Raw genomic sequence first — 25,733 nt, 5'->3', positions numbered from 1 at the left:
CGGGCAGTCGATCGTAGAATCAGGAGATCGGGCCCGAGGGGGGAAACGTGCGTACGAAGAGCGGTGGCATACCGACGGCATCGCGCAGACACGCTGCTGCGGCCGTCGCCACGGTCGCAGCGCTGATGCTGGTCGCCGGCTGCGGAAAAGCAGGCGGTGGCCATCCGTCGGACAGTGACCAGTCCTCCGCCGCCGTCGCCGCCTCGCCGACCCCCTCCGTGAACCCGTCGTACGGAGAACAGTTCCTGGCCGAGGGTGAGTGCGCGGCACCCGAGCCGGGCAAGGAGGACATCTACCGCGAGGTTCCCTGCAGCGACCCCAAGGCCGTCGCGAAGGTCAGCGACCGGGCCGACATCGGCAGCTCCGAGCCCTTCTCGGCCACCGCCTGTTCGGACCACGCCGACTTCGCGATCGACGTGCCGCTCAGCATCGCGATCCTGGAGAACCTGCCGGCCACGGGCGAGGGCTACGCCTGCATGCGCAACCTGAAGCCCCCGCACCCCGGCGACACGGGCGGGGGCGGCGGCCCCCGGATCGAGGTCGGCGACTGCGTGGACAGCGGAGGGAAATCCGGCGACCCGGTCGTGGAGGCCGCCTGCCGGACCAAGGGCAAGAAGAACGGCGCGACCCACAGGATCACGAAGATCCTCGAAGACACCTACACGGGCGGCTTCAGCGACCCGTGCGAGGGCGAGGCCGACGCGGTGTTCACGGAGAACCCGATCTTCGACACCGACCACGGCCCCAACGACCGCGTCCTCTGCGGCAAGGAGCTCTAGGCGGTTCGGGGAACGAGGAGGCGGCCGTGCGCGAGACGAACGAGCAGCACCACCGGCCCCGGCCGGCCCGCCCGAAGGCTCTGGGAACCGTGCTGCCCGCCCTCGCCCTGGCAGCGGTCCTGCCGCTCCTCGTCGCGCTGTGGGTCGGCGACGGCGTGCAGAAGCTGCTCACCGGCGACCCCGCCACCGTCCACAGCGTCACGCAATGCGTGGAGGGCGGCGGGCAGTTGCCTGCCGCCCACTGCTACGGAACGTGGGCGTTCGCCGACGGCCGCACGGCCTCCGGTGAGATCACCGGCGCAGAGGTGTCCGCCGGTGACACGATCTTCGCGGGCGACGGCTGGGCCTACGACTCCACGTCGCCGCTCCACTGGCGGATATGGACCCCGGTCACGATCTCCGTCGCCGGAGCCGCCGCCCTGGCGGCCTCCTGGCTGCGCTACCGCAGATCCCGCGACGCCCCGGACACGGACACGGCCCCGGCCGACTGACGTAAGCTGGCCTTCCATGGTTATAAGCACCGCGCTGTGGTCCTTCGCCCTGGTTGTAGGGCTTCTCACCCTGACCCCCGGACTCGACACCGCTCTGATCCTGCGGACCTCGGCCCTGGGCCGGCGCAGAAGAGCCTGGGGCGTCGTCCTAGGAATCCAGACCGGCACCCTGCTGTGGGGTGCGCTCACCTCCCTCGGCGTGACCGCGCTCCTCACGGCCTCCCACCTCGCCTACACGACGCTGCGCTGGGCCGGCGCCGCCTACCTGGTCTGGCTGGGCGTCCGCATGCTCCGGGACACCTTCCGGGGACGTCCCGCCTCGGACACGAGCGACTCCGACTCCGTACTGCTCGCCGGTACGGACTCGGTACGCGGCGGCTGGCGGCAGGGAACACTCACCAACCTCCTCAACCCGAAGATGGGCGCCTTCTACGTCGCCGTCCTGCCCCAGTTCATCCCGGCCGGCACAAACCACTTCGCCATGGGCCTCCTGCTCACCACGGTGCACATCCTCATGGGGCTGATGTGGTCGGCCGCCCTCATCGGCTTCGCCCGCGTCCTGCACGGCTGGCTCCGCAAGCCCCGGGCCCGCCGCCTGCTCGACCGGATCACCGGGACCGTCATCGCCGCCTTCGGTATCCGGCTGGCCCTCAGCGACTGAACACCCGTCCCGCCGGGCCCGTCAGGACAGGCACTAGCATCGGCCGCATGGCGATGTTCGTGCACCTGACACCCTCGGCGAACGCGGCACGCGTCCGCCGTTCCGGAATACGGGCCATCAGCCACGGCCGCGACGCATCACTGCCACGGGGCCTCTACTGCTTCCCCGTCCTCCCCTCGTACACCCTCACCCACCAGTGGCTGCGCGAGCTGTCCAGGCGCAGCGGCCCACGCGGACTCGTCGCCGTGCACATCCGCCTGCCGGACGACGAACCCGTCACCGTGGGCCGCTACCACCGCGACCCCGCGACCGTCACGGCCGCCGAAGCCGTACGCCGTGTCGCCGCCCTGCCCGACCCACGCGGCTGGGAAGTGTTCGTCCCCCGGACCGTCACCAGGCGCGAAGTGCACCGCATCCGCGCGGTCAGCCAGGTCACCGGCTGGCGGTACTTCCCCGACTCGAACGGCAAAACGCCCTGCACCTGCTTCGGCTGCCGGGTGCGCGGCGAATACGGCTCGCAGCGCCTGCGGCAACGCCGCCCACACCCGCTCGACGGCCCTCCCCCCGCCGCCCCGGTCCTCATGCGCCAGATCGCCGCGGCGGGCAGCCCCGGAGACCCCGAAAAGCTCATCCAGACCCTCCACTGGTTCGGGATGCGCCGACGCGGACCGGTCGACCAACTGGCCCACCTCGCGGACCATCCGGACCCGAAGGTCCGCAGGGCCCTCGTATGGGCCGTCGAAAAATGGTCGTCCCGTGGCGTCACGGAACTCCTCCACCGCCTGGCCCAGGACCCGGACGCAATGGTCCGGGAGGCCGTCGAGTTCAACGCACCCGATCCCCAGTCCTGACCGAACTCGAACCCGTACAGATTTCTTGTACGGTTCGTGCGCGCGTGACGCGGGCGCACAGGTGGAAGTTCGCACGGTATGCACCCCGGAAAGCGGAAGCGCAAAGAACGCGTCGGCAATGAAACTCGTTGGCAAACTGGTCGCCGTCTTCCGCAGGGCGGCCGGCCTGCCCCAGACCCAACTCGCCGACCTGGTGGGCCATCAGGTGGAGACGATCGCCTCCATCGAGCAGGGCAGACGCGCCCTACTGCCCGACATGGCCGCCAGGTTGGACGAACTGCTGGACACCAAGGGCGCGTTGAAGGAGACAGTGGCGCACATGCCGGAGATCGATCCGATCCCGGCGTGGGCGGGTACTTGGAGCTGGAGCGGGATGCTCTGGCGCTGTGCTGGTACGACAACCAGGCCGTACCGGGTCTCCTCCAGACGGACCGCTACGCCCAAACGGTATTCCGCAACCGGGTCCCGGTCTTCAGCGAGGAAAAGGTGGCGTTCCAGACGGAGGCCCGCCTGGAACGCCAGGAAATCCTTCATCGGCCATCACCCCCGACCATCAGCTTCGTCGTCCGGGAACCGGTCCTGATGCTCCAACTCCTCGACGACGAAGGCCATGCGGAGCAGCTGAACCACCTGCGGACCTGCGCCGCACTCCCCGGCATCTGCCTCCAGGTCCTGCCGCTGAACCACCGCACCCATGCCGGGCTGGACGGCCCCTTCATCCTGCTGGAAACGCCGGACTACCAACGCGTCGCCTACTCCGAGACACAACGCGGCAGCCTGCTCGTCTCCGACCCGACGAGGTCAGCATCCTCGCCCAGAAATATGCGATGCTGCGAGCCCAGGCCCTCAGCCCCGAAGACACCGTGGGCCTGCTGGACCGTCTTGCTGGGAGCAGCAATGAGCACCGCACGTAAGTGGTTCAAGTCCAGCTACAGCGGCGACGAGGGCGGACAGTGCCTCGAAGTCGCCTACGAATGGCGCAAGTCCAGCTACAGCGGCAGCGAAGGCGGAGCCTGCCTCGAAGTCGCTTACGACTGGCAGAAGTCGAGCCACAGCGGCAGCGAGGGCGGGCAGTGCGTCGAGATCGCCGCCCACCCCGCCGCCATCCACATCCGCGACTCCAAGAACCCCGACGGCCCCACCCTCACCGTCGCCCCCACCACCTGGACGGCCTTCGCCGGCTTCGCCGCCGACGGGCAACTCGTCTGAGCCCACGTCCCCAGGAGGAATACCACCGCCATGGCTGTCATCCACCACACCACCATGACGCCCACCAAACTGGAACTCCTCGCCACCTGGCTGCCCGAGCAGCCCTGGTACCGCGGCAAGGGGCAGCAGCCCGAGCTGGCCAGGACCGGCGGATTCCGGCTGGACGACCCGAAGGGCGAGGTCGGGATCGAGTTCATGGCGGTCACCGACACGTCCGGGGCCGAACCGGTCACGTACCAGGTGCCGTTCAGCTACCGCGGCGCACCGCTCGCGGGCGCCGACGAAGCACTCATCGGCACGACCGAGCACGGGGTGCTGGGGCAGCGGTGGGTGTACGACGGAACGCGTGACCCGGTCCTCGTCGCCCAGCTGTTCGCGCTCGTCGTCGGCGAGGCAGTGCCGCAGATGCAGAGCACGAGCGACACTGTCGACCCGTCCGTGACCGGTTGGTTCGCCGAATCGGGCACCACGGCGGAGATCGCCTCCACGACCGCGACCGACGGCCCGCACGGTACGGACCTCGTCGTGGAGACGGCAGCCGACGGACACCGGCTGACCCTCCACATCAACCGCGTTCTTCAGCCCGGCCAGGGCGCCGGGGAGCAGGCGCTCGGCCACGTCACCGCGAACGCGCCGCTGCCCGACGGCAGCACCGCACGCACCGCGTTCGCCGTCGTTCACGCCACTCCGTAGCCGGAGCCGGGCCGAGCCGGGCCGGGCCGGGGCCCACGCCACCGGCCGCGTCGCGCCGTTGTCAGTGGCCGCGTCTAGAGTCGCGGTCATGGCGACGCTCCCGAACCCGCTCCCGTCCCTGGCCACGTCAGGGCTCCAACTCCCGCCCGGCTCACTGGTGGACGACACCATCGACGGCACCTGGCACGAGCCGCTGCTCTGGTGTGCCGACGAGCCCGCGTCCCACGGGACGTGGACCGCAATGCGTACGGCCGGGCGGACGGTCGGGCTGCTTCCCGTGCTGATCGACGGCGGGAGACGCGACCAGTGGCCCGACGCCTGGGACCTGGCCCCGGACCGGACGTCGTACCCCGGCGATCACGACCCCGAGGAAGTGCTCAGCAAGTACTGGGACGACTGCGCACCCGAGGAACTCGACGCCTCCGAGGGCGAATGGCCGGGCCTGGCACCCGTTCCGGCCGCCGAGGGGCCGGACTCCCCCGACGACCTGGCGGCCGAGATCGCGAACGAGTACACCGGCCCGGACGGCTGGTGCCCCGGCTCACGGATCGCGCTCGTACCGGCCCGGCGCAGTGCGGACATACCGGCGGCGATCGGCTGGTCGGGCCCGCTCAACTTCGAGGACGACACGGCCCGACTCAGCGCCGTGCTCCGCTCCTGGGAGGACCGATTCGGCATACGGGTCGTGATGCTGGGCTTCGACACCCTGACCGTCACGGTCGGACGACCGCCCACCACCCTCGACGAGGCTCGGGCGGTGGCCGCCGAGCACTTCGCGTTCTGCCCGGACAACATCGACCAGAACCCGCCGTACGACCTGAACGTCTACGCCGAGAAGAGGGTGCTGCGCCAGGAGATCTGGTCGTTCTGGTGGGACTGACCCGGCGGGCCGCCCCGGCTGGACCGGCCACGGAACGAAGGCCCCCGGTTCCTGGTCCCTAGTCCCCGGTCCTGGCCCCTAGGTACGACAACTCATGTGCCGTACCGGCGCGCCCGGTTGAATCGCACGCATGCCCGACAACGCCAGCGCCAACGTCAACGCCGACATCACCGCCAATACCGACACCGACGTCAACGTCATGGACAGCCGACCCCGGCACACGTGGATCGCCTCGCTGGTCTCCACGGTCGTCACGCTCCCGCTCGCGTTCTTCGCCCTGGTGTACACCATGTTCGCGCCGATGGCCTGCGACTCCTGCTCGGACGCGGCTGCCGACCGCTTCGACGCCAGCTTCGGTCCGGCCTGGACGGTGTCCTGCTTCGGCCTGCTGCTGGCCCTGGTCATCCTGGTCGCGAGCTGGGTGTTCACCCGGCGAAGGCCGCCGGCCGCGATCGCCCTCGCCGTGGCCGCGCCCGCCACGGTGTTCTTCACCTGGGTCGCCTTCATGACCCTGGTCAACTGGCCCTGACCTTCGGGGCGGCAGCCGCACCACCTCGGTGGCGTCCATGTCCATGACCTCGTCGGCCGACCGAGGAGGAGCACCCCCATGAGCCCGACGCCGCCCCCGGACGACGCCGCCCGCGCCGACCACCTCACCCGTCTCACCCGTCTCATCGAGGAGTTCCACGCCCTGCCCGCCACGAGCGACCGCAGACGCGAGATCATCGCGGCGCTCGACGACGACGTGAACAACGACGACGGCGGCGATTCCGCCGCGCTGCCCTTCCTCATCGCGGTCGTCGCCGACCCGCAGGAGTACGACCTCGCCCGGATCGAGGCAGCCACGCTCCTGCGCCTGTGGCCCCCGCACGACCCGGCCGCCCGCCGCACCGCCGGCCGGGCCCTGCTCGACGCCCTGGACGACCCGGAGGAGGACCTCGTCCGCCAGTACGCGGCCCTGACCCTCGGCCCCTACGCCGACGACCCGGCGGTCCACGAGGCCCTGGCCGCCACCGTGCACGCGGACGACGACCCCCTCGTACGCGACAGCGCCCTCGGCGCCATCAAGGACGCGGGCCCGAGCGACACCCGTACCGACGTACTGCGCAAGCTCACCCAGGACGCCGGCCTCGGCCGGACAGCGGCCCGCATCCTCGCGGAGTGGGGCCAGAACTGACGACCGGACAAAGCCCAGTTTCCCAGCACTCCACACATTGGTCTTGACCAATGCCCCGCGATGTGAAGAGTATGGCCCGAAGCCGCCACAGAATCTTTACAAGCACCTCCGCTGGAGTGACACGTCCCATGCGCATAACCGCAACCGCCGCAGCAGCGTCCGCAGTGCTCGGCGGAGCCCTCGTCCTGGGCCTCACGGCCGTCCCGGCCGCACAGGCCACGCCCGCCGCCGATGCGGCGGGCTGCACCACCGACGCCTTCGGGATCGCCGGAAAGTACGGCGAGTTCGTCCTCGGTGACGACGTCCATACCCCCGACGCGGAAGGCGCGGTGGCCGTAGGTGGCAACGCCGACTTCCGCGGCGGCTTCAGCGCCGCCAACGAACTGACGGCCGCCGAGGTCGACGCCCTGCCGGGCCGGGCCTCGCTCGTCGTCCGCGGCGACCTGCTCAACGGCAGTTCGGTCACCGCGGTGATGAAGGGCAACGCGGTCGTCGGCGGCAAGGTCAGCGACCGCGCCCTCGAAATGCACTCCGGCACCTTCAGCAAGAACGCCGGCCTGATCGACTTCGACGCCGAGTTCACCAAGCTCCGGGCCTACTCCGCCGCACTGGCGAAAGAACCGGCGACCACCGGCACCGAAGTGACGCCGGCCGGCAGCAAGCTCACCCTGGAGGGCGGCAACACCACCCGCAACATCTTCAAGGTGACGGCCGATCAGCTGGAGGGGGCCAAGGACATCTACCTCAAGGTCCCCGCAGGCGCCACCGCGGTCGTCAACGTCAGCGGCGAGACCTACGACATGGCCAAGGCCGGCACCACCGGCTTCTTCCTCTCCGGCGGCCAGGACTACGTACTGGACGACAAGCTCCAGAGCGCCGCCGACGGCAAGGTCCGCGCCCGCCTGCTGTGGAACTTCCCCGAGGCCCGCACGGTCACCAAGAGCAGCCGGGCGGCCTGGCCCGGCAGCGTGCTGGCCCCCGGGGCACACCTGGAGCTGGGCACCGGCGCCCCGGTCAACGGCTCGGTGTGGGTCGCCTCCCTGCACGGCTCGGGCGGCGCGGAGACGCACCACTTCCCCTTCACCGGCTGCCTCCCGGAGACCGGCGGGACCCCGCCGCCGGCCACCCCGACCCCGGGCAACACCCCCGGGACCACACCGCCGGTGACCGGTAAGCCCACCGCCTCGGTGACCCCGCCGTCCGGCACCCCGTCCAGCAGCGCGTCCGAGCCCGCCGCACCGGGCACGTCGGCGCCGTCGCAGAGCACGCCGCCCGGCAGCAAGGACGGCGACCTGGCCTCGACGGGCAGCAGCAGCACGGTCCCGCTGGTCATCGGCACCGCCGTGGTGCTCGCCGCGGGCACCGGTCTGGTCGTGGCGGCCCGCCGCCGCTCCAAGCGGTCCTGACGGCCGGGTGCTTGTGGGAACCCCGCGCGTGCGGGGTTCCCACGGGGACCGTCAGCGCCGCAGCCGCTGCGCGACCTCCGTCGCCCAGTACGTCAGGATCATCTGCGCACCCGCGCGCCGGATCCCGGTCAGGCTCTCCATGATCGCCGCGTCCCGGTCGATCCAGCCCTTCTCGGCGGCGGCCTCGATCATCGCGTACTCACCGCTGATCTGGTACGCCGCGACCGGCACGTCCACCGAGTCGGCGAACTTCGCGAGGATGTCCAGGTACGGACCGGCCGGCTTCACCATGACCATGTCGGCGCCCTCCGCGAGGTCGAGCGCCAGCTCGCGCAGCGACTCACGGGTGTTCGCCGGGTCCTGCTGGTACGTCTTGCGGTCGCCCTTGAGCGAGGAGCCGACGGCCTCGCGGAACGGCCCGTAGAACGCCGAGGAGTACTTCGCGGTGTAGGCGAGGATCGAGACGTCCTCGTGGCCCGTCTGGTCGAGCGCGTCCCGGATGACACCGACCTGGCCGTCCATCATGCCGCTCGGGCCCACCACATGGGCGCCCGCGTCGGCCTGGACCTGGGCCATCTCCGCGTACCGCTCCAGCGTCGCGTCGTTGTCGACCCGGCCGTCCTCGGTCAGCACACCGCAGTGGCCGTGATCGGTGTACTCGTCCAGACACAGGTCCGACATGACGACGAGATCGTCACCGACCTCCTCGCGCACCGCACGCAGCCCGGCCTGGAGAATGCCCTCCGGGTCGGTGCCCGCCGTGCCCCGGGCGTCCTTCTTCGCGTCCACGGGGACACCGAAGAGCATGATTCCGGAGACCCCTGCCGACACCGCCTCGACGGCGGCCTTCCGCAGGGTGTCCAGGGTGTGCTGCTGCACGCCGGGCATGGCCGAGATGGCGACCGGGGCGTCGATACCCTCGCGCACGAACGCGGGCAGGATCAGATTCGCCGGGTCGAGCCGTGTCTCGGCGACCATCCGCCGCATCGCCGGGGTCGTCCGCAGCCGCCGGGGGCGGGAGCCAGGGAAGTTTCCGTACACAGTCATCCTTCGAGATTAGACCCGTACACATCACCGTCTTACCGACACCTGTGCCGGAAAAAGACCGCGAAACAGGCCTCGAAACGGGCCGGGGCCCGGCTGCCGAAGCAACCGGGCCCCTCACACACCACGACCGCGCAGGTCAGGTCGTCGTACGACGCCGCCGCGCACCGGGACGCCGCTCGCTCGGCCGCGTCACCGGATCACCGGCCTCCTTCGCCGCCTCCCGGCGCCGCTCACCGAACTCGGCGAGCGCCTCGGCCAGCTTGTGCACCGAAGGCTCCGGGGAGAGCACGTCGACCCGCAGGCCGTGCTCCTCGGCGGTCTTCGCCGTCGCCGGGCCGATACACGCGATGACCGTCACGTTGTGCGGCTTGCCCGCGATGCCGACCAGGTTCCGCACGGTCGACGACGAGGTGAAGAGCACCGCGTCGAAACCGCCGCCCTTGATGGCCTCACGCGTGTCGGCGGGCGGCGGCGAGGCGCGGACCGTGCGGTACGCGGTGACGTCGTCGACCTCCCAGCCCAGCTCGATCAGCCCGGCCACCAGCGTCTCGGTGGCGATGTCGGCACGCGGCAGGAAGACCCGGTCGATCGGGTCGAAAACGGGGTCGTACGGCGGCCAGTCCTCCAGCAGACCGGCGGCGGACTGCTCACCGGACGGCACCAGATCCGGCTTCACACCGAAGTCGACGAGCGCGGCGGCGGTCTGCTCGCCGACGGCCGCGACCTTGATCCCGGCGAAGGCACGGGCGTCGAGCCCGTACTCCTCGAACTTCTCCCGGACGGCCTTCACGGCATTGACGCTGGTGAAGGCGATCCACTCGTAGCGGCCCGTGACCAGGCCCTTGACCGCACGCTCCATCTGCTGGGGCGTACGGGGCGGCTCGACGGCGATCGTCGGAACCTCGTACGGCACTGCACCGTAGGAACGAAGCTGGTCGGAGAGCGACGCGGCCTGCTCCTTCGTACGCGGTACGAGTACCTTCCAGCCGAACAGCGGCTTGGACTCGAACCACGCGAGCTGGTCGCGCTGGGCGGCGGAGCTGCGCTCACCGACCACGGCTATGACAGGCCGGTGCCCCTCGGGCGACGGCAGGACCTTCGCCTGCTTCAGGACCTGGGCGATCGTCCCGAGGGTCGCCGTCCAGGTGCGCTGGCGGGTCGTCGTACCGGCGACCGTCACGGTCAGCGGGGTGTCGGGCTTGCGGCCCGCCGAGACCAGCTCACCGGCGGCCGCGGCCACCGCGTCGAGCGTCGTCGAGATGACGGCAGTGGCATCGCTCGCGCCGACCTCGGTCCAGCAGCGGTCGGAGGCGGTACGGGCATCGACGAACCTGACGTCCGCGCCCTGCGCGTCCCGCAGCGGCACACCGGCGTACGCGGGCACGCCCACGACATTGGCGATGCCCGGCACGACCTCGAAGGGGATACCGGCGGCAGCACAGGCGAGCATCTCGGCACCGGCGTTCCCGTCCAGTCCCGGGTCACCGGAAACGGCACGGACGACCCGCCTGCCGCCCCTCACTGCCTCCATGACAAGATTGGCCGCATCCCTGAGAACGGGAACATCGGCGGCTGCTGACTGCGCGTCAACAACCGTCAGCTCAGGTGTGCTTACGCCTGCCCGCGCATGGCAGCGAACAACGCCGAGGACGTCCGGCTCGGCGACAAGGACGTCCGCGCTCGCAAGCGCCTCGACGGCGCGCAGAGTCAGCAGTCCCGGGTCGCCGGGACCGGCGCCGAGGAAGGTGACGTGCCCTTGTGCGGACAGGGCCGGAAAGTCGGATGCGGCGGGGCCGGTGGGGCTCAAAGTGCTCGCTCCCCCATAAGACCGGCCGCACCCTTGGCAAGCATCTCGGTCGCGAGCTCGCGACCGAGTGCCGCCGCGTCGTCCTGCGACGTGGGGACGGGACCGGTGGTGGACATCTGCACCAGCGAGGAACCGTCGGTGGAACCGACGACACCGCGCAGGCGCAGTTCGTTGACAACCTGCCCGTCGACCAGGAAGTCGGCCAGCGCACCCACAGGTGCGGAGCAACCGGCCTCCAGGGCGGCGAGCAGGGCACGCTCGGCGGTCACGGCGGCCCGGGTGTACGGGTCGTCGAGCTCGGCGAGCGCGGCGGCGAGGTCGGCGCTGCTCGCAGCGCACTCGATCGCCAGTGCTCCCTGGCCGGGAGCGGGCAGGACGGTGTCGACCGACAGGAAGTCGGTCGCCTCACCGGTCCGGCCGAGGCGGCTGAGCCCGGCCGCGGCGAGTACCACCGCGTCCAGCTCACCGCTCCGGACAAATCCGATACGCGTATCGACGTTCCCCCGGATCGGCACGGTCTCGATGTCGAGGCCGTGGTTACGGGCGTACGCGTTGAGCTGCGCCATGCGGCGCGGCGAACCGGTACCGATGCGGGCACCGGACGGCAGCTGCTCGAAGGTCAGCCCGTCCCGCGCCACCAGTACGTCGCGCGGGTCCTCGCGCACCGGCACCGCGGCCAGCACGAGGCCCTCGGGCTGCGCGGTCGGCAGGTCCTTGAGCGAGTGGACGGCGAAGTCCACCTCACCGCGCAGCAGCGCGTCGCGCAGCGCCGCGACGAACACACCGGTGCCGCCGATCTGCGCGAGATGCTCCCGCGAGGTGTCGCCGTACGTGGTGATCTCGACGAGCTCGACGGCGCGCCCGGTCACCTCGCTGACCGCGTCGGCGACGAGGCCGGACTGCGCCATGGCGAGCTTGCTGCGCCGGGTGCCCAGCCTCAGCGGCTTGTCGGCCCCCGCGCCCAGGGTTGAGTTGTCGGTCATGACCGCCCTCGATTCGGGTCGTTCAGGTCTGCCCGGGAGACGGCGGCGACCGTCTGCGGGTCGAGGTCGAAGAGTTCCCGCAGCGCATCGGCGTACCCGGCACCGCCGGGCTCGCTGGCGAGCTGCTTGACCCGCACGGTGGGCGCGTGCAGGAGCTTGTCGACGACGCGGCGCACGGTCTGCGAGATCTCGGCGCGCTGCTTCTCGTCCAGGTCGGGGAGGCGTCCGTCCAGCCGCGCGATCTCGCCCGCGACCACGCCGGCGGCCATCGTGCGCAGGGCGACGACGGTCGGGGTGATGTGGGCGGCGCGCTGGGCGGCGCCGAAGGCGGCGACCTCGTCGGAGACGATGGTGCGCACCTGGTCCACATCGGCGGCCATCGGGGCGTCCGCCGACGCCTCGGCGAGCGACTCGATGTCGACGAGGCGCACACCGTCGAGCCGGGCCGTGCCGCCGTCGATGTCGCGCGGCATGGCGAGGTCGAGCAGCGCCAGGCGCACGGGGCCGGTGCCCTGCGCGGGCACGGTGGCCCGGCGGACGGCCTGGCGCACCGTACCGGCGCTGCCGTTCTCCACCCAGGCGGCGTGCCGGTCGATGTCGGCGGGTGCGGGCACCGCGGGCGCGGCGGCGGGCGTCTCGACGGCGTCGCCGACGTCCAGGCCGAGCGCTTCGGCGACGGCCTCGGCGGTCAGTACGAGACCGGTCGCGCCGGTGCACGAGACGACGACATCGGCACGTGTCAGTTCGTCGCAGACGGCGGCCATCTCCACGGCGCGGGCGGCCACTCCCGTGCCCCCGGGCTGGACCAGGATCTCGACGAGCCGGTCGGCACGGGCCCGGGTCCGGTTGGCGACGACGATCTCGGCGACACCGGTACGGGCCAGGGTGGCGGCGGCGAGCGAGGACATCGAGCCCGCGCCGATCACCAGGGCGCGCTTGCCCCGGGCCCAGTCGGCGACGTCCGCGCCGGCCGCGAGCTGTTCGAGGCCGAAGGTGACGAGCGACTGCCCGGCCCGGTCGATCCCGGTCTCGCTGTGGGCCCGCTTGCCGACCCGCAGGGCCTGCTGGAACAGGTCGTTCAGCAGCCGGCCCGCGGTGTGGAGCTCCTGCCCCAGCGCCAGCGCGTCCTTGATCTGGCCGAGGATCTGGCCCTCGCCGACGACCATCGAGTCCAGCCCGCACGCCACCGAGAAGAGGTGGTGGACGGCCCGGTCCTCGTAGTGCACATAGAGATACGGAGTGAGCTCGTCCAGACCGACGCCGCTGTGCTGGGCGAGGAGCGTGGACAGCTCGGCGACGCCCGCGTGGAACTTGTCCACGTCGGCGTACAGCTCGATGCGGTTGCAGGTGGCCAGCACGGCGGCCTCGACCGCGGGCTCCGCGGCGAGGGTGTCCTGGAGCAGCTTGGCCTGCGTCTCGGCAGCCAGCGAGGCCCGCTCCAGTACGGAGACCGGGGCGCTGCGGTGGCTCAGCCCTACGACAAGAAGACTCATGCGGGCATCACGGCGGGCATCTCCCCGTCGGGTCCCTTCCGGCTGCCGGTGGCCGAGCGCACAGGGGGCGCGGCCGGGTCCGGGCTGCTCTCGGTGGTGTCCTCGCCGGACTTGCGCTGCTCGTGGAAGGCGAGGATCTGAAGCTCGATGGAGAGGTCGACCTTGCGGACGTCGACGCCGTCGGGCACGGACAGCACGGTCGGCGCGAAGTTCAGGATGGAGGTGACGCCCGCGGCGACGAGCCGGTCGCAGACCTGCTGCGCGGCACCGGCCGGGGTCGAGATGACACCGATCGACACGCCGTTGTCGCCGATGATCTTCTCCAGTTCGTCGGCGTGCTGGACGGGAATACCGGCGACCGGCGTTCCGGCCATCGCGGGGTCGGCGTCTATCAGCGCGGCGACCCGGAAACCGCGGGAGGCGAAGCCGCCGTAGTTGGCGAGCGCGGCGCCGAGGTTACCGATACCGACGATCACGACCGGCCAGTCCTGGGTGAGCCCGAGTTCGCGCGAGATCTGGTAGACGAGATACTCGACGTCGTACCCGACCCCGCGCGTCCCGTACGAGCCGAGGTAGCTGAAGTCCTTGCGCAGCTTGGCGGAGTTGACCCCCGCCGCCGCGGCGAGCTCCTCCGACGAGACCGTGGGTACCGATCGCTCGGAGAGCGCGGTCAGTGCGCGCAGGTACAGCGGAAGTCGGGCGACGGTGGCCTCGGGAATTCCTCGGCTACGGGTCGCCGGTCGGTGAGTTCGGCCAGTTGCCACGGTGCTCCTGCGGGATGAGCGGGGCTGCAGGCGGCCGTATTTCCCAAGACCGCCCCGTCGAATGCAGGCTATGTCTTTGTGAACACGTGCACAAAGATAGTGTCCGTTTTGTCCGGTCAAAGTGACCGGGGTCACGCACATTCGTCGTGCGATCCCGGAACCAAGGATCGCATCAGCCCGTTGCAGGCCCGAAGGGGGCAAAGCGGCACACACTCCTCACAACCACTCCCCCGAGAGCACTCAAAACGCCCACGATGGTAACCGGCTTTCGCTCATGAACGCAGTGCCTGTCGCAGCCTCGCGGGGTCCACCCGCCAGAACGTGTGCTGTTCGTCATCGATCAGCACCACCGGAATCTGCTCCCAGTACTCCCGGTACAGCTCCTCGTCCCGGGTGATGTCCTTCTCCTCCCAGGACGCGCCGGTCTCCTCGCACACTTCCCGCACCACCTGCCGCGCGTCGTCACAGAGGTGACATCCGGGCTTCCCGACCAGGGTCACCACACGTTCCGCGGGCTTCTTCTTCGTACGTCGCAACAAGGCACTCATGCCTTCATTCTGCGCCGGGAGGGGAGCTGCTCCGCCCTTGATCCGGTACGCCCGGAATCACCCGTTTAACAGATCGGCAGCAGAGAGTTCACGCCGCGGCATCCCGGCAGGTCGGGAAGGGCCTGACCGACTGGCTATGCTCACGACATGGCCGCTCTTGGATGGCTCACACCCCGTAGGCGCCCCGCGACAGCACGGAGCGTGCTGGCCGGCGAGGCAGCAGCTGAGGCAGCGCGGAAGTCCACCCTCCCCGACGATCAGTCCCCCGGCACCGAGCAGGGCGCCCCCGCGAAGGCGGAGGCCGAGGAGGCACCCTTTCCCGTCGTCGGCGACGACCGGGCCGCCGCCTTCTTCGACCTGGACAACACCGTCATGCAGGGCGCGGCGATCTTCCACTTCGGCCGCGGCCTGTACAAGCGGAAGTTCTTCCAGCGCCGCGAGCTGACCCGGTTCGCCTGGCAGCAGGCCTGGTTCAGGCTGGCGGGCGTCGAGGACCCGGAGCACATGCAGGACGCCCGCGACAGCGCCCTGTCCATCGTCAAGGGCCACCGGGTCTCGGAGCTGATGTCCATCGGCGAGGAGATCTACGACGAGTACATGGCCGACCGCATCTGGCCCGGCACCCGGGCCCTCGCCCAGGCCCACCTCGACGCCGGACAGCGCGTCTGGCTGGTCACCGCGGCCCCGGTGGAGACCGCCACGATCATCGCCCGCCGCCTCGGCCTGACCGGCGCGCTCGGCACGGTCGCCGAGTCCGTCGGCGGCGTCTACACCGGCCGCCTGGTCGGCGAGCCACTGCACGGCCCCGCGAAGGCCGAGGCGGTCCGCGCCCTGGCCGCCGCCGAGGGCCTGGATCTCGACCGCTGCGCGGCGTACAGCGATTCGCACAACGACATCCCGATGCTGTCCCTGGTCGGGCACCCGTACGCGATCAACCCGGACGCCAAGCTCCGCAAGCACGCCCGCGCGCGCGACTGGCGGCTGCGGGACTACCGGACCGGCCGCAAGGCGGCCAAGGTCGGCATCCCGGCCGCGGCCGGCGTGGGCGCGATCGCGGGCGGCACCGCGGCCGCCGTCGCCCTGCACCGCCGCCGCCGCTGACGCGCAACCCGCCACGTCCGGCCCCTCCGGGGGCCGGGTGAGCCACGCCCGGCTCCGCGGCCGATCGGAACCCCTTACCCACCGACCGCTCCGGCCAGTCGCGTTGCTCGCACACGACCACAACCCGTCGCCCCGGCAGACAGATCTCGAAGTAATTCGATCAACAAACGGTCACGATGTGCTACTTAATGCGTCGTTTAGTCGCTACAGAAGCGACGTAATCGGTGATTTTGGCAACTGGGTGTAGCACTGCCTGTACGAAGCGTTATTCTCCTCAGACGCATTCCGGAACCCACCTCTCACTACGACGAGTGACGGTTTCGCACTGCACGTGATGGAAGCTCTGCCTCTGGGAGTCCCGTGTACCCACACGTCGGGGTTGACGCCTCGGGCCTGGCTACGCTGCGCGCAACGGTCGCCGACCGCTTGCGCGGCTTCGTCCCCACCGCGTACGCCGTACCCGCATTTGCCACCCCTGCACCTGCCGGCCCTTGCTATGCCCTGGCCGAACGCAGTGCGGCGGTCGGAAGACGCAGCAACCGCGGCGCAACAACCACGTCCACCGTTCGTCGGCCGACCGCCGACAGCGACAGCGCGCGCATGATGGATCTCGTCGAGCGCGCACAGGCCGGCGAGGCCGACGCCTTCGGCCGCCTCTACGACCAGTACAGCGACACCGTCTACCGCTACATCTACTACCGCGTGGGCGGCAAGGCGACGGCGGAGGACCTCACCAGTGAGACCTTCCTGCGCGCCCTGCGCCGCATCTCCACGTTCACCTGGCAGGGCCGCGACTTCGGCGCCTGGCTGGTCACCATCGCCCGCAACCTGGTCGCCGACCACTTCAAGTCCAGCCGCTTCCGGCTGGAAGTGACCACCGGCGAGATGCTCGACGCCAACGAGGTCGAGCGAAGTCCCGAGGACTCCGTCCTGGAGTCCCTCTCCAACGCCGCACTCCTCCAGGCCGTGCGCCGACTCAACCCCCAGCAGCAGGAGTGCGTGACCCTGCGGTTCCTGCAGGGTCTCTCGGTCGCCGAGACCGCCCGGGTCATGGGCAAGAACGAGGGTGCGATCAAGACCCTTCAGTACCGCGCCGTCCGCACTCTGGCCCGGCTCCTCCCGGACGATGCCCGCTGACCCCACCCCCGGCCGAATCACTCTCGGCGACACGTTCATCACGCACTGGTCCGATCATCCTTCGTGCGTAACCCATGTGCCGCGCGCCTCGTTGTGCCGGTTGCAGGCTCCCTGTCGTCACCCCATGTCCGCCGACACTCACTCATTCGTGTGGAAGCGCTCAAGGTGTGCAACCTTCCGGACCCCCAGGGGAGTCGACCGTCATGACGAGAGGAGGTGCCGCCAGTGATCGCAAACGTTTCGGCACACCGGCGGGCGAACGCCTTCGCCCAGGCCCTGGAGGAGCAGTCCCTCCGCGGTGCTGCGGCCGCACAGCCCGAGGAACCGGCCGAACCGGCCGACCACGGACCGCTGTTGGCCCTGGCGAACGGCCTCGGTGAGGTACCGCGGCCGGAGTTGGATCCCGAGGTCAAGATGGTGCAGCGAGCCCAGCTCGTCGCCGCCATGCAGGCCATGTTCACCGAGGGCGGTGCGTCCGCGGGCCCTACGGTGCCCGAACAGCGCGCCAAGGGAGCCCACCGGGCCTCCCCGCTCCGGAAGTTGCGTCCGCGTTCACGCTGGACGAAGGGCCTCGCGGCCGGCGGACTCACCGTCGGTGTGGCGGCGGGAGCCTTCGGCGGGGTGGCCGCTGCCAGTTCCGACGCCCTGCCGGGTGATTCGCTGTACGGGCTCAAGCGCGGCATGGAGGACATCCACCTCGGCATGGCCAGCGGCGACGCCGACCGCGGCGAGGCCTACCTCGACCAGGCGTCGACCCGGCTCAGCGAGGCCCGCCGGCTGATGGAGCGCGCCCGCTCCGGCGACCTGGACCACGAACAGCTCGGCGAGGTCAGGCGCACGCTCAAAGGCATGACGCACGACGCCGGCGAGGGCCACCGCCTGCTCCACTCCGCCTACCAGCAGAACGGCGCCATCGGCCCCATCCAGACCCTGGACTCCTTCTCCCGCTCGCACCGCGAGAGCTGGAGCAGCCTCCGCGACCGGCTGCCCGTGCAGCTGACGGACGTCCGCGACCAGGTGAGCTCGGTCTTCGACGCCATAGACGAAGAGGTCCAGCCGCTCCAGTCACTGCTGCCCCGCACCCCGGACGGCAGCGGCGGCGCACAGCAGCAGGACACCGCGGAACAGGGCACGGAACCCTCGCGTACCGCCCCCTCGGCGCCCGCGTCACCGGAAGCCTCGCAGGGCCGTACGGGCAACAGCGCCTCGCCCCACCCGTCGGGATCGGACAGCGCCTCGTCCGACGGCCTGATCAGCGGCGGCACGGACGGCCTCCTCGGCACCCCGCCCCCGGGCACCGTCCCGTCCACCGAGGGCCGGGCCAGCACCCCGCCCACCCCGGACGTGACCCTCCCGCCGCTCCTCCCCGGCCTGCTCCCCGGCCTGGGGATCAACGGCGAGGACCTGCACGACTAGGTCGTGTCCGGCGGATGGCGGACGGGCTCGCCGAGCCCGTCCGCCATCCGCACACCGGCACGCCCTCAGAAGAACACCGACCTCCGCTGCACCAGCAGCTTGTACAGCGTGTGCTGAATCTGTTCCCGCACCTGATCCGTCAGGTTGAACATCAGCATCGGATCCTCCGCCGCCTCCATGGGATAGCCGCTCGTGGAGATCGGCTCCCCGAACTGGATCGTCCACTTCGTCGGCAGCGGCACCGCCCCGAGCGGCCCGAGCCAGGGAAACGTCGGCGTGATCGGGAAGTACGGAAAGCCCAGCAGCCGCGCCAGCGTCTTCGAGTTGCCGATCATCGGGTAGATCTCCTCCGCCCCCACGATCGAGCACGGAATGATCGGCACCCCGGCCCGCAGCGCCGTGGACACGAAGCCGCCCCGCCCGAAGCGCTGCAACTTGTACCGCTCCCCGAACGGCTTGCCGATGCCCTTGAATCCCTCCGGCATCACCCCGACGACCTCACCCCGCCGCAGCAGCCGCTCCGCGTCCTCCGCACAGGCCAGCGTGTGACCGGCCTTGCGGGCCAGCTCGTTCACCACCGGCAGCACGAACACGAGATCGGCGGCGAGCAGCCGCAGATGACGGCCCGCCGGATGGTTGTCGTGCACCGCGACCTGGAGCATCAGCCCGTCGAGCGGCAGCGTCCCCGAGTGGTTGGACACGATCAACGCCCCGCCCTCGGCGGGGATGTTCTCGATGCCCTTCACCTCGACCCGGAAGTACTTCTCGTACACCGGCCGGAGCATCGACATCAGGACCTGATCGGTCAGCTCCTCGTCGTACCCGAACTCGTCGACGTCGTACTCACCCGTGACCCGCCGGCGCAGGAACGCGAGCCCGCCGGCGATCCGCCGGTCCCAGCCGCCGCGCTCGTCCGGCTCCGGGGGCTGCCCGGCCCACTGGGGCTCCTCCTGCGGATTCGAGGCGTCCTGCTGCCCCGGAAGGGCGCTCACAGCCGCGGTCCCCACTACGGAGGCCGCCGCGGGCCCCTGGCCCCGGCCGCCGCCCGCTATGGGCCGGCGCCGTGCGGGGCGCGCTGAACCGCCCGTCCGCGAACGGTCGTCGTCGAACGGAATGACCTTGGCATCCGCCATCGTCGGTGCGCTCCTCTACCTGGCGCTGGGGGCCGGCTCGGTGTCGTCGGCCCCGGTGGTCCCCGGAACATCGCCGTCCGCCCCGGCGAACGGCACGGCGGCCAGTCTGTCGACCGCCCTGCCCACCACCTCGGGCGGCAGCAGCCCCGGCCCCTGACTGCGCGCGAACTCCGCGAACGTCTCCGCGGTACTGAACCGGGGGTGGAAACCGAGGGTCTCGCGCATCTGGACGGTGGAGACCACCCGGCCGTGGGTGAGAAGCCGGATCTGCTCCGGCGAGAAGTCCGTCATGCCGACCGTACGGAGCGCCTGGCCGACCCAGGTGACCGCGGGCAGCAGCAACGGCACCGTCGGCCGCCCCAGCCGCCGCGAGCACTGCGAGAGCAGCAGCACCCCGTCCCCGGCGATGTTGAACGTGCCGCTGTTCAGCGTCCCGCGCCCCGGCTCGCCCGACGCGACACCCAATACGTCGACGACATCGTCCTCGTGCACGAACTGGAGCCTCGGGTCGTACCCGAACACCGTCGGCAGCACCGGCAGCGACAGATAGTCGGCGAGCGGCGAATCGGCGTGGGGCCCCAGGATGTTCGCGAACCTGAGCACGCACACGGCGACATCCGGTCTGCGGCGCGCGAAGCCCCGTACGTACCCCTCGACCTCCACCACGTCCTTGGCGAAGCCCCCGCTGGGCAGTGACTTGGGCGGGGTGGTCTCGGTGAAGACCGCCGGATCGCGCGGCGCCGACCCGTACACGTTGGTACTGGACTTGACCACCAGCCGCCGCACGCTCGGCGCCTTCTGACAGGCACCGAGCAGCTGCATGGTGCCGATGACGTTGGTCTCCTTGACCGTCGTCCGGCCGCCCGTGCCGACCGCCTTGGCCGAGACGTCCAGATGCACCACCGTGTCGACGGAGTGCTCGGCGAGGACTCTGGCGATCGCGGGCTGGCGGATGTCCGCCGTCACGAAATCGGCGTCGCCCAACCCGTGTCCGGGCGCGACCGCGTCGACGGCGATCACCCGGTCCACTCCCGGATCACGCTGGATGCGCCGCACGAAGCGGCCCCCCAGCTGCCGGGCCGCTCCCGTGACCAGCACGACCTTCCCCAAGATCAGCGCCTTCCGTCGAAAGGTTTCCCCTGGCCGTCACCGTAGCGGGTGGATGTTGCCGTGTGACGACCGCGCGGCGGCCTTCCCCCAAGTCTTTGGCCCGAATGCGGGCTGACGCCCCACAACGCACCGCAGCCCTCCCGCCGGACCGGCGGGAGGGCTGCGGATTCACGAACCGCGTTCGCCTACTTCTTGTTGCGACGCTGAACGCGCGTGCGCTTGAGCAGCTTGCGGTGCTTCTTCTTGGCCATCCGCTTGCGCCGCTTCTTGATAACAGAGCCCACGACTACCCTCGCTCACTTCTTCTTCACTGGTGCGGGGCGTCTGGGCCCACACGACCTACGTCGGCCTAGCCTACCCGCCAGCGCGTGAGGGGCGTAATCCGAGGTGAACCTCAGGCGGACTCCACCCCCACAAAGGACTCGCGGAGATACTCGTGAACCGCTTGCTCCGGAACCCGGAAGGACCTGCCCACCCGGATCGCCGGCAGATGACCGCTGTGCACCAAGCGGTACACGGTCATCTTCGACACTCTCATGACCGAGGCGACTTCCGCCACGGTCAGAAACTTGACCTCGTTGAGAGGCCTCTCGCTGCCAGCAGCCATGACCCACCTGTACCTTCCGCACGAGACGCGCACCGGCTTCCCCTCCGGTGACTCTTCGTCGTTGTGCGCTCACTCCCCAGGTTAGGGGCGGGTGATGCGAGTGGGGAAGAGGGGAGACGATCGGCCGTCTACCATGACAGAAACGCCCGATTGAGCACATAACGCGTCAGCGGCCGGTAGTACGCGGACGGCACGGCGTCATCGAGCGGCACGGCGACCGCCACCCGGCCCTCGGCCTCCCCGACGAACAGCGCGGGATCATCCGTATCGGCGAGACCGATCGCCTCAATGCCCAGCTGACCTGCCCCGCAGACCCAGCCGTGGTCCCCGACGACCAGTTCCGGCAACCGCCCACGACCCTCCGCGACCGCCTCCAGAACGACCCTGACCGGCAGCGGGGAATGGGTATGTGCGCCGGTGCCACCACCGGGAGACCACACGCCGGGTTCGCGCACCATCGCGACTCCTCGTACGTAGTCGAGGCTGCATGTACGTACGCCGAACCGGGTCGTTATGTCGATACATCTCCCCTGCGCGGGGGTGAGTACGGAGCACCCGGCCGCCGACATGGCGTCTGCCAGCGCTGCGTAGAAACCGAGCAGCCGGTGCGGATGACCGGTCCCGAACAGCACGGGCGCCCGCCGGGCCGCGGCATGCGACAGCCGTTCGGCGAAAGCGTCCAGGCCCGCCAGGGTCCGCTCCGGATCGATCACATCAGGCCCCGAGACATGAGCAGGATCATCCGAAACACCGCACTTCTCGGCCATCAGACGAAGCAGATCGTGCTCCTCCCAGCCCCGTCCGGGATCGAGGCCGAGCGTCACCCGCGGGTCCCGGGCCGCGAAGAGCCGATAACTCCGCAGACTCACCTCCCGCGAGGTGGCCACGGGCCCGGCCAGCCGGGCCGCCAGCAGATGCGCACGCAGCGCTCCGGTGCTCAACACCCCACCGATGCTCCCCCAATCACCCGGACGGGGGGCCGGAAGCCCGGTTACGCCCCACAGTTGGCGTAACCATTACGCGCCACCGCACGGAAACGGCCACACCGCGACCGCCCCCGCCCGGATCACGTCAACAGACCCCGCAACGGAAACGCCGCCCGCCGCGTCGCCAGCACCGCCTGGTCCAGCCGGTCCGCGGGGTCGTACCCCTCCTCCCACGACTTCCAGGAAGGCGTACGACCGTCCGTCATCCGGGCCGGCCCCAACTGCCGGGTCCGGGCGTAGACCTCATCCCGCCACGACGACGGAATCACCGACTCCGGGTCCACCGGCGCATGCGCGGCGATCCCCACCAGATGTGTCCAGGACCGCGGCACCACATCGACCACCGCGTACCCGCCCCCGCCGAGGGCCACCCAGCGCCCGCCCTCCACATACTCATGGGCGAGATCGTGACAGGCCGACATCACCGCGCGCTGCGCGTCCAGCGACACCGCGAGATGGGCGAGCGGATCCTCGAAGTGCGTATCGGCCCCGTGCTGGCTCACCAGCACCTGCGGCCGGAAGTCCGCCAGCAACTCCGGCACCACCGCATGGAACGCCCGCAGCCACCCCGCGTCCCCCGTACCGGCCGGCAGCGCCACATTCACCGCACTGCCCTCACCCGCCCCCGAGCCGGTCTCCTCTGGCCAGCCGGTCTGCGGGAAGAGCGTCCGCGGGTGCTCGTGCAGCGATACGGTCAGGACCCGCGGGTCCTCCCAGAAGGCCGCCTGCACCCCGTCACCGTGGTGCACATCCACATCGACGTACGCGACCCGCTCAGCACCCAGCTCCAGCATTCTCGCGATCGCGAGCGCCGGATCGTTGTAGACGCAGAACCCCGCCGCACCGCCCGGCATGGCATGGTGCAGCCCGCCCGTGAAGTTCACGGCATGCGCGGTGTCCCCGCGCCACACCGCCTCGGCCGCCGCCACCGACTGCCCGGCGATCAGCGCCGACGCCTCGTGCATCCCCGCGAACGCCGGATCGTCCACCGTCCCGAGCCCGTACTTCTGATCGGCGTGCTTCGGATCCGCCGAGGCGGCGCGCACCGCGGCCACGTAGTCCTCGCGGTGCACCAGCCGCAGCGTGGAGTCCCCGGCGGGCTTGGCCGCGACCACGTCCACCGCGCCGTCGAGCCCGAACGCCCGGACCAGCCCCATGGTCAGGGCGAGCCTGACGGGGTCCATGGGATGGCTTTCCCCGAAGTCGTATCCCGTTACTGCGTCATCCCACATCAACTGTGCGCGGCCGCTCATGCCCGCCACCGTATCGGGCGGGTTCCGCCCCGAACGACTTGGCGTACACCAGCGTCGCGAGCACCAGCACCATCGGTACGAGCATCGCCCCCCGGTAGCTCCAGGCGTCCCCGAGCGCCCCCACCAAAGGTGACCCCACCAGGAATCCCACGTAATTGAAGACATTCAGTCGCGCGACGGCCGTATCGCTCGCCCCGGGGAACATCCGCCCGGCGGCGGCGAACGTCTGCGGCACGATCACGCAGAGCCCGAGCCCCAGCATGGTGAACCCGAGCATCCCGGTCCACGCCCCACCGGCCAGCGCCACCACCACGAACCCCGCAGCGGCCAGCACGCTCCCGCACCGCACCACGGTCACCGCCCCGAACCGCCGCACCCCGAAGTCCCCCACGGCCCGCCCCAGCAGAGTCGTCACCATGTAGACGTTGTACGGAACGGTCGACAGCTGCTCCGAGCTGCCCAGCACGTCCTGCAGATACTTGGCACTCCAGTTGGAGACCGTCGAGTCCCCGATGTACGCGAAGCTCATCACCAGACAGAGCGGCATCAGCAACTTGAAGGAGACCGAGGCCGCACCCTTGCCCTGCTCCTCCCCCGGGTCCGCCTCCGCCGACGTGCCTTCCGCGTACCACCGGCTCCCGATGAACGCGACCGGCAGCAGCACCACGACCGCCGGCAGGTAGGAGACCATCAGCGACAGATCCCAGTGCGCCCCGGCCCACGCCATGGACGCTCCGGCGATCCCGCCCAGGCTGTACGCGGCATGGAACCCGAGCATGATGGATCGCCCGTACGCCCGCTGGAGGCTGACCCCCATCATGTTCATGGAGGCGTCGAGCGCCCCGACGGCGAGCCCGAACACGCCGAGCGCCAGGGCGGCCTGCCACAGCGCGTTCCCGGCCCCGGTACCGAGCAGCGCAAGCATCACGACGGGCTGAGCCCACCTCAGCACGACCCCGGGCCGCACCCGCGCGACCACCTTCTCGGTGAGCACGCTGCCCACCCCGGCCAGGATGGGCACCGCGGCCAGGAAGACGGGCAGCAGCCCGTCGGATATCCCGTACCGGTCCTGGATGGCGGGAATCCGCGTCACCAACAGAGCGAAGGTGACTCCCTGTACGAAGAAACTCAGCGTGAGGGAGGCCCTGCCGTGCCGCAAGCGAGCATCTGTCATGGCCGCGAGCGTAAGGGCAGTCTCTACCCGTGGGTAGATGGATCAGGCGAGCAATTCCCGGAGTTGGCCCATGTCGGAGAAGTGCCCGGTCACCCCGGCGAGCCGGTCCGCCGGCATCATCGACGTAAACCCGTACACATCCATCCCCGCGGCCCTGGCCGCCTCCACCCCGAGCGGGCTGTCCTCGATGACGACGCACCGCTCGGGAGCGACTCCCATCCGCTCGGCGGCGAGCAGGAACAGATCGGGCGCCGGCTTCCCCTGCGCCACGTCGTCCGCGCTGAAGATCCACTCCTCCTCGAACCACTGGTCGAGCCCGGTCTTGCGGTGCCCGACCCGGATCCGCTCATGACTGCTGGAGGACGCAACACAGTACGGAACCCCGTCGGCGACGAGCTTCCCCAGCACGTCCTCGACGCCGGCCACCGATTCCAGCTCCTGCTCGAACCCGGCGAAGATCCGCGAGTGAAGCGTCTCGTCGAAGTCCGCGGGCAGCTTCTCCCCGGTACGTTCCTCGACCAGATCGTGCACCCGGTGCACGGCGGCCCCCATGTAGTCCCGAAGGCTCTCCTGGTACGAGGTGGGGTGACCGAGCTCCGTGAGGTACTCGGCCAGGATGGTGTTGGAGATCGGCTCGCTGTCCACGAGCACACCGTCGTTGTCGAAGATGACCAGTTCGTAGCGCATGGTTCGAGACTAGACGTTCGTGAACGCAGAAAAGCCCCGTGTCCCTGCGGACACGGGGCTTCCCCGTAAAAGGAGTTCGGCGGCGTCCTACTCTCCCACAGGGTCCCCCCTGCAGTACCATCGGCGCTGAAAGGCTTAGCTTCCGGGTTCGGAATGTAACCGGGCGTTTCCCTAACGCAATGACCACCGAAACACTATGAAATAAACAACACCGGAACAACACGGCCGTTCGTTATTTCAGAACTAACACAGTGGACGCGAGCAACTGAGGACAAGCCCTCGGCCTATTAGTACCAGTCAGCTCCACCCGTTACCGGGCTTCCACATCTGGCCTATCAAC

27 protein-coding genes, 2 rRNA genes and 1 pseudogene are annotated in these 25,733 nt (G+C 70.2%); 14 read left to right on the top strand and 16 right to left on the bottom strand.

Going from position 1 to position 25,733, the window contains the following annotated elements:
- Nucleotides 1-47: 47 nt before the first annotated feature.
- From ABZY11_RS05440 to ABZY11_RS05390, 11 genes and pseudogenes are all read left to right on the top strand, one after another.
- Nucleotides 48-779, top strand: a complete 732-nt coding sequence (locus ABZY11_RS05440; RefSeq protein ID WP_356477842.1) for a hypothetical protein — start codon at nt 48-50, stop codon at nt 777-779.
- A 26-nt stretch (nt 780-805) separates the two neighbouring features.
- Nucleotides 806-1,270 carry a hypothetical protein gene (locus tag ABZY11_RS05435; protein WP_356477841.1) on the top strand — a complete coding sequence of 155 codons (465 nt, stop codon included), beginning with the start codon at nt 806-808 and terminating at the stop codon, nt 1,268-1,270.
- A gap of 16 nt (nt 1,271-1,286) precedes the next feature.
- On the top strand, nt 1,287-1,931 hold the full coding sequence (locus ABZY11_RS05430; protein ID WP_356477840.1) for a LysE family translocator: 645 nt from the start codon (nt 1,287-1,289) through the stop codon (nt 1,929-1,931).
- A 47-nt stretch (nt 1,932-1,978) separates the two neighbouring features.
- A complete protein-coding gene (locus ABZY11_RS05425) occupies nt 1,979-2,782 on the top strand; it encodes a HEAT repeat domain-containing protein (RefSeq protein WP_356477839.1) in 804 nt (267 codons plus the stop codon).
- Between the two features lie 118 nt (nt 2,783-2,900).
- A pseudogene (locus ABZY11_RS05420) lies at nt 2,901-3,696 on the top strand (helix-turn-helix transcriptional regulator).
- Nucleotides 3,680-3,991: a DUF397 domain-containing protein gene (locus tag ABZY11_RS05415; RefSeq protein WP_356477838.1), complete on the top strand. Its 312-nt coding sequence runs from the start codon at nt 3,680-3,682 to the stop codon at nt 3,989-3,991. The pseudogene ABZY11_RS05420 and the gene ABZY11_RS05415 overlap by 17 nt, the downstream one beginning before the upstream one ends.
- A gap of 30 nt (nt 3,992-4,021) precedes the next feature.
- A complete protein-coding gene (locus ABZY11_RS05410) occupies nt 4,022-4,684 on the top strand; it encodes a 1,4-alpha-glucan branching protein (protein WP_356477837.1) in 663 nt (220 codons plus the stop codon).
- Between the two features lie 88 nt (nt 4,685-4,772).
- On the top strand, nt 4,773-5,564 hold the full coding sequence (locus tag ABZY11_RS05405) for a DUF4253 domain-containing protein (protein ID WP_356477836.1): 792 nt from the start codon (nt 4,773-4,775) through the stop codon (nt 5,562-5,564).
- Between the two features lie 130 nt (nt 5,565-5,694).
- Nucleotides 5,695-6,093, top strand: coding sequence for a hypothetical protein (locus tag ABZY11_RS05400; protein ID WP_356477835.1), 399 nt, complete (start codon nt 5,695-5,697; stop codon nt 6,091-6,093).
- A 78-nt stretch (nt 6,094-6,171) separates the two neighbouring features.
- Complete coding sequence (locus tag ABZY11_RS05395; protein WP_356477834.1) at nt 6,172-6,741, top strand: hypothetical protein; 570 nt, start codon at nt 6,172-6,174, stop codon at nt 6,739-6,741.
- A gap of 128 nt (nt 6,742-6,869) precedes the next feature.
- Nucleotides 6,870-8,147 carry a choice-of-anchor A family protein gene (locus tag ABZY11_RS05390; protein ID WP_356477833.1) on the top strand — a complete coding sequence of 426 codons (1,278 nt, stop codon included), beginning with the start codon at nt 6,870-6,872 and terminating at the stop codon, nt 8,145-8,147.
- A 51-nt stretch (nt 8,148-8,198) separates the two neighbouring features.
- Here ABZY11_RS05390 and hemB read toward each other — a convergent pair whose 3' ends face one another.
- The 6 genes from hemB to ABZY11_RS05360 form a co-directional block, all read right to left on the bottom strand.
- Nucleotides 8,199-9,194, bottom strand: a complete 996-nt coding sequence (gene hemB, locus ABZY11_RS05385) for a porphobilinogen synthase (protein WP_356477832.1) — start codon at nt 9,192-9,194, stop codon at nt 8,199-8,201.
- A gap of 136 nt (nt 9,195-9,330) precedes the next feature.
- Complete coding sequence (locus ABZY11_RS05380; RefSeq protein WP_356477831.1) at nt 9,331-11,001, bottom strand: bifunctional uroporphyrinogen-III C-methyltransferase/uroporphyrinogen-III synthase; 1,671 nt, start codon at nt 10,999-11,001, stop codon at nt 9,331-9,333.
- A complete protein-coding gene (gene hemC / locus ABZY11_RS05375) occupies nt 10,998-11,984 on the bottom strand; it encodes a hydroxymethylbilane synthase (RefSeq protein WP_356477830.1) in 987 nt (328 codons plus the stop codon). Before hemC ends, ABZY11_RS05380 begins: the two co-directional genes overlap by 4 nt.
- On the bottom strand, nt 11,981-13,477 hold the full coding sequence (locus ABZY11_RS05370; RefSeq protein WP_356477829.1) for a glutamyl-tRNA reductase: 1,497 nt from the start codon (nt 13,475-13,477) through the stop codon (nt 11,981-11,983). Before ABZY11_RS05370 ends, hemC begins: the two co-directional genes overlap by 4 nt.
- A complete protein-coding gene (locus ABZY11_RS05365) occupies nt 13,474-14,241 on the bottom strand; it encodes a redox-sensing transcriptional repressor Rex (RefSeq protein WP_356477828.1) in 768 nt (255 codons plus the stop codon). The genes ABZY11_RS05370 and ABZY11_RS05365 overlap by 4 nt, the downstream gene beginning before the upstream one ends.
- Nucleotides 14,242-14,513: 272 nt before the next feature.
- A complete protein-coding gene (locus ABZY11_RS05360; RefSeq protein WP_356477827.1) occupies nt 14,514-14,789 on the bottom strand; it encodes a glutaredoxin family protein in 276 nt (91 codons plus the stop codon).
- A 147-nt stretch (nt 14,790-14,936) separates the two neighbouring features.
- Here ABZY11_RS05360 and ABZY11_RS05355 point away from each other — a divergent pair, with 147 nt between their 5' ends.
- The 3 genes from ABZY11_RS05355 to ABZY11_RS05345 all read left to right on the top strand — a co-directional run bounded on the left by ABZY11_RS05355 (nt 14,937) and on the right by ABZY11_RS05345 (nt 18,443).
- Complete coding sequence (locus ABZY11_RS05355; protein ID WP_356477826.1) at nt 14,937-15,890, top strand: HAD-IB family hydrolase; 954 nt, start codon at nt 14,937-14,939, stop codon at nt 15,888-15,890.
- Between the two features lie 360 nt (nt 15,891-16,250).
- Nucleotides 16,251-17,027 carry an ECF subfamily RNA polymerase sigma factor, BldN family gene (locus tag ABZY11_RS05350; protein WP_351265330.1) on the top strand — a complete coding sequence of 259 codons (777 nt, stop codon included), beginning with the start codon at nt 16,251-16,253 and terminating at the stop codon, nt 17,025-17,027.
- Between the two features lie 225 nt (nt 17,028-17,252).
- The gene (locus ABZY11_RS05345) at nt 17,253-18,443 is read left to right on the top strand and encodes a DUF5667 domain-containing protein (RefSeq protein ID WP_356477825.1); all 1,191 of its coding nucleotides are present in this window, start codon (nt 17,253-17,255) and stop codon (nt 18,441-18,443) included.
- A gap of 65 nt (nt 18,444-18,508) precedes the next feature.
- Here the strand turns inward: ABZY11_RS05345 and ABZY11_RS05340 are convergent, their stop codons facing one another.
- The 10 genes from ABZY11_RS05340 to ABZY11_RS05295 all read right to left on the bottom strand — a co-directional run.
- Nucleotides 18,509-19,576, bottom strand: a complete 1,068-nt coding sequence (locus ABZY11_RS05340) for a lysophospholipid acyltransferase family protein (RefSeq protein WP_356477824.1) — start codon at nt 19,574-19,576, stop codon at nt 18,509-18,511.
- A gap of 15 nt (nt 19,577-19,591) precedes the next feature.
- Entirely contained in the window at nt 19,592-20,686 is a 1,095-nt protein-coding gene (locus ABZY11_RS05335; RefSeq protein ID WP_356477823.1) for an NAD-dependent epimerase/dehydratase family protein, read from the bottom strand.
- Between the two features lie 185 nt (nt 20,687-20,871).
- Nucleotides 20,872-20,970 (bottom strand): AURKAIP1/COX24 domain-containing protein, encoded by a 99-nt coding sequence (locus ABZY11_RS05330; protein WP_003948845.1) that lies wholly within the window; start codon nt 20,968-20,970, stop codon nt 20,872-20,874.
- A gap of 110 nt (nt 20,971-21,080) precedes the next feature.
- Entirely contained in the window at nt 21,081-21,293 is a 213-nt protein-coding gene (locus ABZY11_RS05325) for a helix-turn-helix domain-containing protein (RefSeq protein ID WP_014046653.1), read from the bottom strand.
- Between the two features lie 128 nt (nt 21,294-21,421).
- Complete coding sequence (locus tag ABZY11_RS05320) at nt 21,422-22,237, bottom strand: phosphatase (RefSeq protein WP_356477822.1); 816 nt, start codon at nt 22,235-22,237, stop codon at nt 21,422-21,424.
- 122 nt (nt 22,238-22,359) lie between these two features.
- Nucleotides 22,360-23,532, bottom strand: a complete 1,173-nt coding sequence (locus tag ABZY11_RS05315) for an acetoin utilization protein AcuC (RefSeq protein ID WP_356477821.1) — start codon at nt 23,530-23,532, stop codon at nt 22,360-22,362.
- Nucleotides 23,501-24,706 (bottom strand): MFS transporter, encoded by a 1,206-nt coding sequence (locus ABZY11_RS05310; protein WP_356477820.1) that lies wholly within the window; start codon nt 24,704-24,706, stop codon nt 23,501-23,503. Before ABZY11_RS05310 ends, ABZY11_RS05315 begins: the two co-directional genes overlap by 32 nt.
- A gap of 42 nt (nt 24,707-24,748) precedes the next feature.
- The gene (locus tag ABZY11_RS05305; protein WP_356477819.1) at nt 24,749-25,393 is read right to left on the bottom strand and encodes an HAD family hydrolase; all 645 of its coding nucleotides are present in this window, start codon (nt 25,391-25,393) and stop codon (nt 24,749-24,751) included.
- A 74-nt stretch (nt 25,394-25,467) separates the two neighbouring features.
- Nucleotides 25,468-25,584 (bottom strand): 5S ribosomal RNA (rrf, locus tag ABZY11_RS05300).
- A 76-nt stretch (nt 25,585-25,660) separates the two neighbouring features.
- Nucleotides 25,661-25,733: ribosomal RNA gene (locus tag ABZY11_RS05295) — 23S ribosomal RNA — on the bottom strand; the annotation flags it as partial.

Source organism: Streptomyces sp. NPDC006510 (assembly GCF_040611955.1).
GTDB lineage: Bacteria > Actinomycetota > Actinomycetes > Streptomycetales > Streptomycetaceae > Streptomyces.
The sequence above is the reverse complement of the archived record's forward strand: the minus strand, read 5'-3'. Positions and strand labels throughout refer to the sequence as shown.